Genomic DNA, 12,587 nt, shown 5'->3' with positions numbered 1-12,587 from the left:
AACCGAAGAACGTGACGGGACTGACCGAAGGTATGAACGAAGCGCGCTATGCCGTGGTGGCCAGGGATCTGATGGAAGGCATTGCCAGCGGGCGTTACCCCGTGGGCAGCTTGCTGCCTACCGAATTCGAACTCTGCGACCTGTACGAGGTGAGCCGGCATACGGTGCGTGCGGCGATCAACCAGTTGCTCAGCCAAGGATTGGTCTCGCGTCGCAAGCGGGTCGGGACCCGGGTCGAGGCCAGTAGCCCGCGTGGCGGCTATTCCCAGTCCCTGGCCACGGTGGCCGACCTGGCGCACCTGGCCGAGACCCAGCAGCGGGAAATCCAGGAAGTCCGTCATTTCGTCGCCGACCTCAGCGAAGCGGCGCGCTTGGACCTGGTGCCCGGCGAACACTATTTCTGCGTGTCGAGCATCCGCGTCGATCGCCAGCACAATGCCGCACCACTGTGTTGGACGGATGTCTATTTCCAGCGTGACTATGCCGAGGTCATCGACCTGGCCCGGGAGCATCCCGACCAGCTGATCGCCAGCCTGATCGAGCAACATTTCGGACGCGCCATCGCCGTAGTTGACCAGCAGGTGCGTGCCGTCCTGCTGACGGCGGAACTGGCGCACCGGCTCAAGGCCGAGACGGGCTCACCTGGCCTGAAGATCCTTCGCCATTATCGGGACGATGAAGGCGGGCTGATGGCCGTTTCCGAAACCATCCACCCGGATGACCGCTTCACATTGGTCACGCAGATGCGCCGAGATCGGGCATCGAGTTGAGTTTCGGCAGATATCGAAAAGCTTCTAACGGCCCAGCCCCTCCAAGAGCAACATCAGCAGTGGTATTGCCGGCATTGATAGGCCCGGCCTAATTACGAGTCGACCATAAATGATGTGGCTTGCAGGGACTGGGAGCCGGCTTGCCGTCGATGAGACCGGCATCTGGCCAATGGCGGGCGCAGGATGGCGTTCGCTCAAGGAGAGGGGGCAAGCAGAAATGTTGTAAAGCACAACCTCGACAAACGCCGCTGCGCTGCCAGTTCGAACAGCGTGGCCAGGCAGGGCAGGTGGAAGTGCTCGGTCATGCGCTCGACCGAGTCCCAATGTCCGGTGATGATCCAGGCCTCGCTCGAGGACTCCCGGCGAGCCAAGGTATAAGCCACGCAGCCGGACGTGCGATTCAGCGCTTGCAGCAGTGTTTCCAGCCTCCCCCGAAGGTTCGCTGCCGCCCCATTGGCCGAGTCGATTTCCACTGTGTTGATTGCAACCAGGCCCATGGCGCTATCGCTCCGCCGTTCATTTCGCCAGTAGTTGATCCGCGACCTTGAAGGCTTCTTCCTCGGTGTTCACTACCAACAGCGGATAGCCCCAGAAGGCTTCGAACGTGCTGGCGAACGACCTGGCGGCTTTCTGTTTTTCAGCATCGGGCTCGACGAGCACCTGCCCTCTGACGAAAGCGCGCAAGGCGGCCTTGTGACGCTTCATCCAGAGCGACAATCGCTTACGTTCTTCGTGGGAATGCTCATGCGCCTGCCGGTCTGCGTTTTCCGCATCCAGTAACACGAAAGGCTCCTCGCGGGCCAACAGCGCTTCGAACGCGGCAAAGCCCTCGTCGCCGGTATCGATGCCGGCACCGCCGATCTTCATCCAGACCAACGGGAAATAGGTGGAATTCAAAAGCATCGGGCTCGTCCTCTGGGTTGGCTCCTGAAAAAACAAGGCGTCGACGACGCCGTTGCACAATAACGACGCTCCCCGTGGACGTCATTGCGCAATCTTGTCATTCTGTTTTTCATTTCGGCCAAAGGCATCCGCCTTCCACAGGAACAAGCATCGTGCAGCCGACTGCCACAGAGGACAGCCCGCATTCGTGGGACATCGATGGCATTGCCCGTCAGGTCATCGCCTTGAATGCCTCCTGGGTGGGCAGGGACTGGGAGCACGCACCTCACCGCCATCGCAAGGCGCAGTTGATCTACTCGGTGCGAGGCATCCTCAATTGCGAGGTAGAGACCGGGCTGTGGATCGTGCCACCGCAGTGCGCACTGTGGATCCCGGGCGACATGCTGCATTCGGTCCGGGGGTCGGGAGAAACCGAGTGCTATTGCCTGTTCGTCGAACCGCAGGCCATCGAAGGTTTACCTAGTGCCTGTTGCACCCTGGCCGTGTCGCCCTTGCTCCGCGAATTGCTGCTCAAGGCGACGGGGTTCGAAACGCTGTACGCCGAGCAGGGTCCGCAGGCGCGGTTGATCGCGACCTTGCTGGACGAGTTGTGCGAAGCTCCCGTCGAAGACCTGCATCTACCGACGCCGAGCGACCGCAGGCTGCGCCAGTTGACGCGAATGCTGCTGGCCGATCCGGCCAGCAAAACACCGAGTGGTGAATGGGCCAGGCGCATCGGCATGAGCGAACGCAGCATGAGCCGGCTGTTGCTGCAGCAAGTCGGCATGAGTTTCGGCCGCTGGCGGCGGCAGTTGCACGTGATCCTTTCGTTGCAACGCCTGGCCAGGGGCGAGAGCGTGCAGACGGTTGCGCTGGCGCTGGGCTATGAAAGCGCCAGCGGCTTCGTCACCATGTTCCGCAAGGCGATGGGCAAGCCGCCGGCACGCTATCTGCTCGAACGCGGCACCAGCGGTGAGGCAGGTGCTGCGCGCAGCATCGTGCTTGTACCAGCGTGTTCACCCACGCCCGGCACGCCCTGACCCACTACAGCCGTAGTAGATACGGATCCCTCCGTCTCAGCGATACTGCATGCAAACCCGCCCCGCCCGGAGACGGCCGATGCGCATTCTGCTGATAGATGACCACGGCATCCTCAGAGCCGGGGTCAAAAGCCTTATCCAGGCCGTTCACCATGACGCCCAGGTCCTGGAAGCTTCATGCACGTCGCAAGCCTTGGGGCTGGTGCGCAGCCAAGCCTTCGACGTGATCTTCCTGGACCTCTGCATCCCCACCTCCCCCACCAGCAACGACCTCACGCCAGACAATGGCCTGAGCCTGTTGTCCCTGTTCAAATCCGGCCGGGAGGAGCCGTCTGACCCCGACCCCGCAAGGTGTGTGGTGGCCCCGGTGATCGTCATGTCGGCCGAATCCGAGCGGCGCTTCGTCGATGAGGTCATGCGTCGGGGAGCGTCGTCCTACGTGCCCAAGTCCAGTGCTCATGAGGCGATGCTGGAAGCCATCAACCGTGCGCTGAGCGGCGGGGTGTACCTGCCCAGCGAAGCGATCGGCAAAGGTGGCCAGGCACCGGCTCCTTCCCTTCCCCTCCAGGAGCGGCCCGTCACCCCGCTAGGCCCCAAGGACCTGGGGGTAACGCCTCGCGAATTCGACATTCTGCGCCTGGCGTTGCAAGGCAATGCGCCCTGGAAGATCGCGGCGATCCTGGAGATCAACCCGGTCAACGTGCGCCAGTACCTGAGCAAGCTCTACAGCAAGTTCGGGGTGATCGACCTCTACGGCTTGCAAGGCTTGTTCGCCAAGACCGGTCAGGTGCTGGGGGTGCTGTCTTCCCCCGCCTCGCCAGCGTTGGCCTGCCGGCCGCGGAACAAGAGCTGCTGAACGGCGGCCATCAATGTTGCCGCGCTTTCACCCTTGCTGACCGACCGGGAGAGGAAATCGTCATCCAGCGGCCGTGGCAACAGCTCCGCCGAGTAAAGGATCGCCGGCACCTGGGCCCAGTCGTAGAACGCCCTGACGTGCTCGATCAGCGCCACGCCAACCAGGCCGTCGTGCAATGTGTAATCGCAGATGAGCAGGTCCGGGTAGCGGTCAGGCGCCCGCTCCAGCGCCGCCTGCAGCGAGGCCCGATCCTCGGCCGTGACGACGATGGCGCCCTGCAAGGTCAGGGATTTCGACAGGCTGTCGAGGATGCGCTTGTCATCGTCGACCAGCAGCACATAGGCACCGGTGATATCCAGGTCTTTCCCGTTGACCTGCACAGCGGGCGCACTGGCGCCCAACGGCGGCTCATCGCCCTGGTACAGCGGGCAATCGATTGAGAAACGGCTGCCGTGTCCGGGCCGGCTTGCGAAGGTCAGCCGATGCCCCGGGAGCCGGTCGATGAAGTTTTTCACGATCGAAAGTCCAAGCCCCAGGCCACGCTGGCTGTCATGGTTGGGGTTATCGACTTGGAAGAACTCCTCGAAGATCTTGCGTTTGAAGGCGTCGGGGATGCCTATGCCAGTATCGACCACATCGATGCGCAAGGTCGTTCTGCCCGCCACACTGCCCACCAGGACGCCGCCACGCTCCGTGTACTTGATGGCATTCGAGATCAGGTTCCCCAAGATCCGCTTGAAGATCGCCCGATCAGAATTGAGAACGGCATCCCGCCGGCGCTGGGGCAATCGAAGACGCAGGCCCTTGGCCTGCGCCGAAGGCATGTACAGGCACTCGAGTTCCGTCATCAGTTCGTTCAAGGAAAAAGGCTCGATGGCCGGTTGCGACTCACCACTGGTGAACACTTCACGCAGGCCTGTGAACAGGGCGCTGATTTCCCGGCCAGAGGCTTCTATATCCCGGAAGACCTCACGCAGGCGATCATGCTGGCCCTGCTCGACAATGCGCTCCCCTGCGAACGCCAAGGAGGCGATCGAGGCCAAGGGCTGCATGGTGTCATGGTAGGCCGCGCGCACGAAGCGCGTGCTGGCTTCGGCCTTTTCGCGGATCTGCGCGGCTTTCCTCGCCTCCTGGTCGAACAAGGCCTTCAACGCATCGTCCGCTTTCTGCTTCTCGCGGCGGATCCGGCTATTGGCCTGCTCGAGGCTTTCATTCTTCCTGTTCAGGGCCAGGGTTTTGAGATACCCCTCCCGGGCAACCTTCTCAGCGCGCACACTGATCGTCCACCCCACCAAGGTAAATGCCAGCAAATAGAACATGGCGGGAAAGAAGTTGATCTGCAAAACCCCGGTGGCGATTTCCTGCAGCAGGAACAACAGCACGCAATAACCCGTACTGAACAAAGAATAACGAGCCAGCAGTGCCAAGGTGCCATGCTGAAAGAAGATAACCAGTACGATGCCGACAAAATAATAGTTGTAGTTCAACGGCGCCGGCACGATTTGCACCATGGCCACCAGGCAGGTCTGGGTGAAACATACCGTGACCACCACACTTCTGTTCACCCAGCGCTCATCCTCGAAACGTGCGGTGAACGACACCACGGTCACTGCGGCTATCGCCAGCGTGCCGACCACCCGCCATACCAGGATCCCGTGAAAGTCCGTCCGGGACAGGACGTGTTCGTGGCTGATGTAGTGGTAATAATCCCAATAACCAAAACCTGCCCAAACAGCAATGGCGACGAACATGAACAAGCGTCGCCTTCTGAGGTTTTCAATGGCCTGGGTATCGAGGAAGCCTTGCTCGTCCCGCGCGGAAGAAAAACGCTGTGGTAAACCGAAAAGTTCAACGGCGGCCATCTGGAGTTCACGCAGTCTTGTCATGTTGGCCACTCACGCTGCGGCTACTACAACTGTTGCACCACCGCCGTTGTATTTTTAAAACACGCCTTCGGTGAGAAGCTGAATCCGTCGAAAAACTCCAATTTCGAAACAGCCGGAGCAGGCTTCATGAACATCAATCAGATTAAAGCACTTGTCCGAAAACTCGCCATCGCGCCGCTGGCGAGCGGTCAAGGCCGCCCCTTGCCCACACAGAGCGAGCGGGGAGAGGTTGCGAAGACCAGGGTGGGCCTGGGGGGAACACAGACGGCGAACACCACGCCAAGGGTCAGTCGTTGTGCATCGGTCGAAATGACGCAATTGCAACTGTCGGCTCACCTTGTCGTCAGCTTCGCCTTTTCAAACTACCCGTTAGCGAAGGCCGCCATCCCGGCGAGCCTGGTAACGATGGAGAACAATCATGAAACTTGTAAAAACCCTCGCGGTTGGCAGCATGCTGCTTGGTCTTATGGGCACGGCTTATGCTGAAGACGGCTTTGAGCGAGCCAGGCAATTCAAGCAGAACTTTCTAGCGGAGCAAGCGCGCCTATGGGGTGATGGCGGTGTGGAGCAGAAGCAACAGCAGATCGCTCAGCGACAACAAGAACAACGGGACGTCAAGGACGACCCCAACAAACCATCAGCGGTAACGAAGGACTTTAAATGACGGTAGCAATTAACAAGAGAGCCAGGATAACGCCTGGCTCTCTTGCATCGCCCATGTATCGATCTTCACTGATTGCTCAGCTCGATCCCACACCTCGGGTTCGGTCATGCACCGGACCATCCCGAGTCTAGTATTACCTTAAATAGTATTCGTGTATAAAACCTGAGTCCTTAACAGACGTTCACAACCCGCTGCAATCGACAGCAGACAGGCCCAAAGGGAACAGCCCCTGCATTATTCGTTACAGCCAAGCCCTGATCTGTCGCGCTACCGCCTCCGTGGAAATACCATAGCGATCATGCAAAGTCGGCAACGCCCCCGCATCCAGGAATGCATCCGGCAGTGCGATCTGGCGGAAAGTCGGCGTGACGCCGTTGCGAAGCAGTACACCTGCAACCGCCTCGCCAAGGCCACCGATGATCGAATGGTTTTCTGCAGTCACGACCAGGCGGCCCGGCTTGCGTGCCTCGGCGAGCAGCGTCTCCTCGTCCAGCGGCTTGATGGTCGGGACGTGCAGCACCGAGACGTCCACCCCCTCTTTGTGCAACTGCTCCGCCGCCTCCAGCGCGCGCATGGTCATAAGCCCGCTGGCAATCAACAGGACGTCTCGCCCACCACGCAAGACCTGCGCCTTGCCCAACTGGAACCTGTAGTCGTAGCGATCCAGTACCAAGGGTACGTTACCGCGCAGCAGGCGCATGTACACCGGTCCCTTATGCGCGGCGATGGCAGGCACCGCCTGCTCGATTTCAAGCGCGTCGCAAGGGTCGACGATCATCAGGTTGGGCATCGCACGGAAGATCGCCAAATCATCGGTTGCCTGGTGGCTTGGGCCGTAGCCCGTGGTCAGGCCAGGCAAGCCGCAAACGATCTTGACGTTGAGGTTCTCCTCGGCAATGGCCATGCAAATGAAGTCGTAGGCCCGCCGTGAGGCAAATACCGCATAGGTGGTGGCGAAAGGTGTCAGGCCTTCGCGAGCCATGCCGGCAGCAGCGCTCATCAGCAGTTGCTCGGCCATACCCATTTGGTAGAAGCGGTCGGGGTGGGCCTTGGCGAAGATGTGCAGGTCGGTGTACTTGGACAGGTCGGCGCTCAGGCCGACAATGTCCTGGCGCTGTTCAGCCAGGGCCGCCAAGGCATGGCCGAACGGCGCCGACCGGGTAGGCTGGCCCTCGGCAGCGATGGAGGCGATCATCGCCGACGTGGTCAGGCGTTTCTTCGGTACATTCGCAGTGTTCATGCTTGGCTCCCAGCGTCCAGCGCTTTCAAGGCAAGGTCCCATTCGTGTTCGTCGACGCGGATGAAGTGGGTTTTGTCGCGGTTTTCGAGGAAGGGCACGCCCTTGCCCATGCGGGTGTCGCAGATGATCACCCGCGGTTGCGCATCCGGGTGGGCACGGGCCTGATCGAAGGCCCGGACCAAGGCGTCGAGGTCGTTGCCATCTACCCGTTGTGCGTACCAGCCGAAAGCCTGCCAGCGGTCGACGATCGGCTCGAACGCCAGGATTTCGCTGGAATGGCCGTCGGCCTGCTGGTTGTTGACGTCGACGATGGCGATCAGGTTATCCAGCCGCCAATGGCTGGCTGACATCACCGCCTCCCAGGTGGAGCCCTCGTTCAGCTCACCGTCCGACAGCAGGTTGTAGACCCAGCTCGCCGAGCCCTTGCGCTTGAGCCCCAGACAGGCGCCGACGGCGATGCCCAGGCCATGGCCAAGCGAGCCGCCGGTGATCTCCATGCCGGGGGTGTAGGCAGCCATGCCGGACATGGGCAGGCGACTGTCATCGCTACCGTAGGTTTCCAGCTCCTGCTCCGGAATGACCCCGGCTTCGATCAGGGCAGCGTACAAGGCGATCGCGTAATGGCCGATGGACAGGTAGAAACGGTCGCGCGCCTCCCATCCAGGATTGCCTGGGTCCATGCGCAGGGCATGGAAATAGGACACGGCAAGCAGGTCCGCAGCACCCAGTGCCTGGCCGATATAGCCTTGGCCCTGGACCTGGCCCATACGCAGGGCATGACGTCGGATATTATGAGCGCGCACAGCCAGGGGCAGCGCCTCGTTGTGGGTAGGCACAGCAGTCATGAGTGACTCCTTGTTGAATCAACGATTGACCAGGTTTGCCGGTACGCGGAACACCAGGAGGGCACCACACATCAGCACGCCGGTGATCAGGTACATGCCGATGGCATTGCTACCCAGGGCCGTAGTGACCCACCCGATCAGGTAGGGGGAGCAAAAGCCGGCAAGGTTGGCGAAGCTGTTGATCGCAGCGATACCCGCCGCAGCCGATACACCGCCCAGCAATGTGGTAGGCAGCATCCAGAACAGCGACGACGCGGACAGGACCCCAGCCGCAGCGAGACAGAGGCCAAGGATCGACAGGGTGAGGTTGCTGCCCAGGGCTGCGGCAAGGCTCAGGCCCAGCGCGCCAAGCAACATGGGGATCGCGAGATGCCAACGCCGTTCGCGGTGGCGATCGCCGCTGCGTCCGGCCAGCAGCATCGCAACGATGGCGCACAGGTAGGGGATGCTGGTCAGCAAACCGATGTGCAAGGGTTCGCTCACCCCCGCATTGCGCACCAGTGTCGGCAGCCAGAAGGTGATCGCATACTGGCCCATCACGACGCAGAAGTAGATACCGGCCAGCAGCCACAGCCGACGGTCGCGGATGAAGTCGGCCACCGATCCATGCTCTACCTTGCACCGCTCGTCTTCAGCCAGCTCCTTGCGCACCAGGGCCTTTTCGTCGTCACTGAGCCAATGGGCCTGCTCGACGCCATCCTTCAAGTAGCTCAGTACCAGGATCCCCACCAGGACGGTAGGGATGGCTTCCAGCACGAACATCCACTGCCAGCCGGCCCAGCCCTGCACGCCGGCGAAGCGTTCCATGATCCAGCCCGACAGAGGCCCGCCGACCATGCCCGAAAGCGGGATGGCGATGAACCACAGGGCGGTCATCTTCGCCCGTCGGTAAGAGGGGAACCAGTAGGTCAGGTACAACAGCAGGCCGGGGGCAAGCCCCGCCTCGGCGACGCCGAGCAAAAAGCGCAGGAGGTAGAACTGCCAGGCCGTTTCGACGAAAGCGAACATCGCCGAAATGATGCCCCAGGTGATCATGATACGGGCGATCCAACGTCGCGCGCCGACCTTGTGCAGAATGATGTTGCTCGGTACCTCGCACAGGAAATAGCCGATGAAGAACATCCCGGCACCCAACCCGTATACCGCCTCGGAAAGCGCCAGGTCATCCATCATCTGGAGCTTGGCGAAACCGACATTCACCCGGTCCAGGTAGGCACACAGGTAGCAGAGCATGAGAAAAGGCATCAATCGCCAGGCCGTCTTGCGGTAGGCACTGCTGCGCGCGGCCGAGGCCGCGTCGAGCGTCAATATGGTCATGTCGATCTGATCTCTTGTTGTTATTGATGGCCCGGAACAGGCCGGGCTCAGATACAGAACACGGCGGGACGGCTAGTGGATCAGCATCCCACCATTGACGTCCAAGGTGATGCCCGTCAGATAGCTCGACAAATCGCTGGCCAAGAACAATGCTGCATTGGCGACATCGCGCGCCTCACCGAGCCGGCCAAGCGCAATCCCCTCGATGATGGCGTGACGGCGTTCGTCTTGCATCAGTCCGCCGGTGATATCGGTATGGATCAGGCCAGGGGTGATCGAATTGACCCGTACGTTGTCCGGGCCAAGCTCGCGGGCCATCGCTTTGCCCAGGCCAAGCACGCCGGCTTTGGCTGCACTGTAGTGAGGACCACCGAAGATGCCGCCCCCGCGCTGGGCAGAGACGGAAGACATGCAAATGATGCTGCCGGAACCTTGGGCACGCATCGACGGGATGACCGCCTGTGACATCAACAACGTACCTCGCAGGTTCACATCGAGGATACGGTCATAGTCAGGACCGGTGATTTCCAGTGTCTTCACCGGCTGAGTGATGCCGGCATTGTTGACCAGTACATCGATCCGGCCAAAATGGGCCAGCACTTGCGCCACGGCGTCGCGTACCTGTGCTTCATCGGCGACGTTCACGGCAATTCCAATGTGGCCTTCCCCGAGTGTCGCGGCGGCGTCGGATGCCGCTTGCGCATCGATGTCCAGTATTGCGACCTTGGCACCTTGGTCCACAAACGCTTGGGCGGTCGCGCGGCCGATCCCGCGGGCAGAGGCGGCACCGGTGACGATTGCGAATTTTCCTTCGAGTAGCATGGGCAGTGCTCCGGATGATTATTGTCGTGAGCGGCGGTTCACACAGAACCGATGGCCACAGCTTCATGCAGGCGCGAGGGAGCAGCAACGCAGTGCACCTCATCCGATGCTGAAAAAAATTCAGCCCTGTCTTGTAGGCAGTTATCCGTGCAGAGTAAAAACCTCTGTCACAGCCGTTGCTTTCAGGAAAGATCATGAACCAGGACTCACTCAGAAAGCCGCCCCAGATCCCTGCGCTGAAAGCAATTCAGTCCTTCGAGCAAGTGGCACGCTTTGGAAACGTTGCCCGAGCGGCCGAGCAGTTGAACATCACCCCATCAGCCGTCAGTCACCAGATCGCGAACCTGGAAGCGCTGATCGGGCGCCCCTTGTTCATCCGAGAGGCCCGCGGCGTCTCCTTGACACCTGCCGGGAAGCAATACCTGCGTGACGTTTCAGGCATTCTGCAGAGCTTGGCGAGCGCCACCGAGCGTGCCGGCAGCTCGGTCGGCTTCGATTGTCTGCGCCTTCACTCCGCTCCTAGCTTCGGCCTGCTCTGGCTCCTACCGCGCCTCGAACATTTTCGCACCTGCCATCCAGACATCCAGATCAACCTGTCCTGCTCGTACGAGTCGCTGCACTTCGGTCGCCACCAGCTTGACCTCGATATCCGCCATGGCTATCCCAATTGGCCCAGCCTGGAAGTGCGCACCATTCGACACGAGCGCGCGACGGTACTGGCCGCGCCGACACTGCTCGCGCGCACGCCAATCACGCAGCCCAGTGACCTGTTGGGGCAAAACCTGATCCTCTCGGAGGCGGCATTGGTCCAGTGGCCTCAATGGTTCGCCCAGCAAGGCGTAACGCTTCCCCAGGCGCCGTTTGCACTCAGCTTCGACCGTTCCTACATGAGCCTGGAGGCGGCGAGCCATGGCTACGGTTTCGCGTTGGAGAGTTCGCTTCTTGCCCAGGATTACATCGCTCGTGGCGAGTTGGTGCCCGTATTCGCAGAAGAGCTGGCGACCCCGGTTAGCGCGCATCATCTTGTCTTTCCGCGCGGGCATGCCGAGTCGTCGACGGTTCGACAGTTCCTCGATTGGGTACAGGGGCAGTTGGGCCATGACTTCAATTATTGATCCCGTGGGTTGGCGGGATAGCCGACACTGCCTCTGCCAGGACTACAAAACTTCCCACCAATCACGTACGTTGCCCCCTGCCCCACGCCACTGAGGTCATCACTCATGGAGCACAAGTCTCTGCGCGACGCCTTCACCGGCTTGCCGATCTTTTTCGAAGTGGCCCGCGAGCGCAGCTTCACCAAGGCCGCAGCCCGCCTGGGCATGTCGCAGACTGCCGTCAGCCACGCGGTGCGCACCCTCGAAACGCGGCTGGGGGCCCGCCTGCTGGTGCGCAACTCACGGACCGTCACGCCCACCGAGGCTGGCGAACAACTGCTGCGCACGGTGGCGCCGGAGATGGCAATGATCGACGGCGAGCTCGAGGCCATGAACGACCTGCGCGACAGCCCCACCGGAACGATCCGCATCACCGCCTCGGACCATGCGGTGCGCACGGTACTGATGAGCAAGCTCAAGCAGTTCCTGCCCCAGTACCCCGGCATCAAGGTCGAGCTGTTCACCGACAACGGGTTCGTCGATATCGTCGCCGAGCGCTTCGATGCTGGCGTGCGCCTGGGTGAATCGTTGGCACAGGACATGATCGCGGTACGCATCGCCCCCGATGCACGATTCGCCGTGGTGGCCAGCAAGGCGTACCTGGCGCGCCATGGCGCACCGCAAGTGCCCGAGGACCTGCTGCAGCACAACTGCATCAATATCCGCCTGCCCACCCATGGCAACCTGTGGCCCTGGGAATTCAGCAAAGAAGGACGCTCGCTGAACCTCAAGGTCGAAGGCCAGCTGGTGTTCAACACCACCTTCGATATTCTCGACGCCGCCCTGGCCGGGTTGGGGGTCGCCTACCTGCCCGAGGAGCTGCTGGCCGCCCACCTGCAGGCCGGCGACCTGATCAGCCTGCTCGACGACTGGTGCCCGGTGTGGCCGGGCCTGCACCTGTACTACCCCAGCCGTCGACAGCCTTCCGGTGCCATGGCGTTGCTGATTGGCGCCTTGCGTCTCGACTGACTTATCAATCTGATACATAGCTACATGCGCTTTATGCGGGTTTTTATTGACCCCGCTGATACCTAGACTCTACGGCCTGTCGTATTTCCAGGCCGCGAAGCCAATGAACATCACCCAGCCCTCCCCCTGCGCTCCCCAGGGG

The 12,587-nt window shown here is 61.3% G+C and carries 13 protein-coding genes; 6 read left to right on the top strand and 7 right to left on the bottom strand.

Annotation, left to right across the window (positions count from 1 at the left end):
- The first annotated feature begins 32 nt into the window (after window positions 1-32).
- On the top strand, window positions 33-770 hold the full coding sequence (locus tag WCE05_RS21140) for a GntR family transcriptional regulator (protein ID WP_368816499.1): 738 nt from the start codon (window positions 33-35) through the stop codon (window positions 768-770).
- A gap of 194 nt (window positions 771-964) precedes the next feature.
- On the opposite strand, the gene WCE05_RS21135 is transcribed toward WCE05_RS21140, so the two are convergent.
- Together WCE05_RS21135 and WCE05_RS21130 are read right to left on the bottom strand one after the other, a co-directional pair.
- Window positions 965-1,267, bottom strand: coding sequence for an antibiotic biosynthesis monooxygenase (locus WCE05_RS21135; protein WP_225787435.1), 303 nt, complete (start codon window positions 1,265-1,267; stop codon window positions 965-967).
- A 19-nt stretch (window positions 1,268-1,286) separates the two neighbouring features.
- Window positions 1,287-1,673, bottom strand: a complete 387-nt coding sequence (locus WCE05_RS21130; protein WP_225787434.1) for a hypothetical protein — start codon at window positions 1,671-1,673, stop codon at window positions 1,287-1,289.
- Window positions 1,674-1,825: 152 nt separating this feature from the next.
- On the opposite strand from WCE05_RS21130, the gene WCE05_RS21125 reads away from it, so the two are divergent.
- Both WCE05_RS21125 and WCE05_RS21120 read left to right on the top strand, forming a co-directional pair.
- Window positions 1,826-2,692, top strand: coding sequence for a helix-turn-helix transcriptional regulator (locus WCE05_RS21125; RefSeq protein WP_368816514.1), 867 nt, complete (start codon window positions 1,826-1,828; stop codon window positions 2,690-2,692).
- Between the two features lie 79 nt (window positions 2,693-2,771).
- Window positions 2,772-3,548 (top strand): response regulator, encoded by a 777-nt coding sequence (locus tag WCE05_RS21120; protein WP_368816498.1) that lies wholly within the window; start codon window positions 2,772-2,774, stop codon window positions 3,546-3,548.
- On the opposite strand, the gene WCE05_RS21115 is transcribed toward WCE05_RS21120, so the two are convergent.
- Window positions 3,476-5,434: a hybrid sensor histidine kinase/response regulator gene (locus tag WCE05_RS21115; RefSeq protein WP_225787431.1), complete on the bottom strand. Its 1,959-nt coding sequence runs from the start codon at window positions 5,432-5,434 to the stop codon at window positions 3,476-3,478. The genes WCE05_RS21120 and WCE05_RS21115 overlap by 73 nt on opposite strands.
- A gap of 418 nt (window positions 5,435-5,852) precedes the next feature.
- On the opposite strand from WCE05_RS21115, the gene WCE05_RS21110 reads away from it, so the two are divergent.
- On the top strand, window positions 5,853-6,098 hold the full coding sequence (locus tag WCE05_RS21110; RefSeq protein ID WP_253080958.1) for a hypothetical protein: 246 nt from the start codon (window positions 5,853-5,855) through the stop codon (window positions 6,096-6,098).
- A gap of 241 nt (window positions 6,099-6,339) precedes the next feature.
- On the opposite strand, the gene WCE05_RS21105 is transcribed toward WCE05_RS21110, so the two are convergent.
- From WCE05_RS21105 to WCE05_RS21090, 4 genes are all read right to left on the bottom strand, one after another.
- Complete coding sequence (locus WCE05_RS21105; protein ID WP_225787429.1) at window positions 6,340-7,338, bottom strand: transketolase family protein; 999 nt, start codon at window positions 7,336-7,338, stop codon at window positions 6,340-6,342.
- Window positions 7,335-8,183, bottom strand: coding sequence for a transketolase (locus WCE05_RS21100; RefSeq protein ID WP_225787428.1), 849 nt, complete (start codon window positions 8,181-8,183; stop codon window positions 7,335-7,337). Before WCE05_RS21100 ends, WCE05_RS21105 begins: the two co-directional genes overlap by 4 nt.
- An 18-nt stretch (window positions 8,184-8,201) precedes the next feature.
- On the bottom strand, window positions 8,202-9,500 hold the full coding sequence (locus tag WCE05_RS21095; protein WP_253102851.1) for an MFS transporter: 1,299 nt from the start codon (window positions 9,498-9,500) through the stop codon (window positions 8,202-8,204).
- Between the two features lie 72 nt (window positions 9,501-9,572).
- A complete protein-coding gene (locus WCE05_RS21090) occupies window positions 9,573-10,322 on the bottom strand; it encodes an SDR family NAD(P)-dependent oxidoreductase (RefSeq protein ID WP_225787426.1) in 750 nt (249 codons plus the stop codon).
- Window positions 10,323-10,516: 194 nt separating this feature from the next.
- On the opposite strand from WCE05_RS21090, the gene WCE05_RS21085 reads away from it, so the two are divergent.
- Both WCE05_RS21085 and WCE05_RS21080 read left to right on the top strand, forming a co-directional pair.
- Window positions 10,517-11,437, top strand: coding sequence for a LysR substrate-binding domain-containing protein (locus WCE05_RS21085; RefSeq protein ID WP_225787425.1), 921 nt, complete (start codon window positions 10,517-10,519; stop codon window positions 11,435-11,437).
- 105 nt (window positions 11,438-11,542) lie between these two features.
- Window positions 11,543-12,445 (top strand): LysR family transcriptional regulator, encoded by a 903-nt coding sequence (locus WCE05_RS21080; RefSeq protein WP_225787424.1) that lies wholly within the window; start codon window positions 11,543-11,545, stop codon window positions 12,443-12,445.
- The last annotated feature ends 142 nt before the right edge of the window (window positions 12,446-12,587 follow it).

The sequence above is a fragment of the Pseudomonas sp. I2 genome, from assembly GCF_040984075.1.
GTDB classification, from domain to species: domain Bacteria; phylum Pseudomonadota; class Gammaproteobacteria; order Pseudomonadales; family Pseudomonadaceae; genus Aquipseudomonas; species Aquipseudomonas guariconensis_B.
Note: the sequence above shows the minus strand (reverse complement) of the source record. Positions and strands in the feature narration are given on the sequence as shown.

Excerpts from the sequence above, each read along its gene's own strand:
- WCE05_RS21100 (WP_225787428.1), bottom strand. The coding sequence starts at position 8,183 with ATGACTGCTGTGCCTACCCACAACGAGGCGCTGCCCCTGGCTGTGCGC.
- WCE05_RS21080 (WP_225787424.1), top strand. The coding sequence starts at position 11,543 with ATGGAGCACAAGTCTCTGCGCGACGCCTTCACCGGCTTGCCGATCTTT.
- WCE05_RS21120 (WP_368816498.1), top strand. The coding sequence starts at position 2,772 with ATGCGCATTCTGCTGATAGATGACCACGGCATCCTCAGAGCCGGGGTC.
- WCE05_RS21090 (WP_225787426.1), bottom strand. The coding sequence starts at position 10,322 with ATGCTACTCGAAGGAAAATTCGCAATCGTCACCGGTGCCGCCTCTGCC.
- WCE05_RS21140 (WP_368816499.1), top strand. The coding sequence starts at position 33 with ATGAACGAAGCGCGCTATGCCGTGGTGGCCAGGGATCTGATGGAAGGC.
- WCE05_RS21110 (WP_253080958.1), top strand. The coding sequence starts at position 5,853 with ATGAAACTTGTAAAAACCCTCGCGGTTGGCAGCATGCTGCTTGGTCTT.
- WCE05_RS21130 (WP_225787434.1), bottom strand. The coding sequence starts at position 1,673 with ATGCTTTTGAATTCCACCTATTTCCCGTTGGTCTGGATGAAGATCGGC.
- WCE05_RS21115 (WP_225787431.1), bottom strand. The coding sequence starts at position 5,434 with ATGACAAGACTGCGTGAACTCCAGATGGCCGCCGTTGAACTTTTCGGT.
- WCE05_RS21085 (WP_225787425.1), top strand. The coding sequence starts at position 10,517 with ATGAACCAGGACTCACTCAGAAAGCCGCCCCAGATCCCTGCGCTGAAA.
- WCE05_RS21135 (WP_225787435.1), bottom strand. The coding sequence starts at position 1,267 with ATGGGCCTGGTTGCAATCAACACAGTGGAAATCGACTCGGCCAATGGG.
- WCE05_RS21095 (WP_253102851.1), bottom strand. The coding sequence starts at position 9,500 with ATGACCATATTGACGCTCGACGCGGCCTCGGCCGCGCGCAGCAGTGCC.
- WCE05_RS21105 (WP_225787429.1), bottom strand. The coding sequence starts at position 7,338 with ATGAACACTGCGAATGTACCGAAGAAACGCCTGACCACGTCGGCGATG.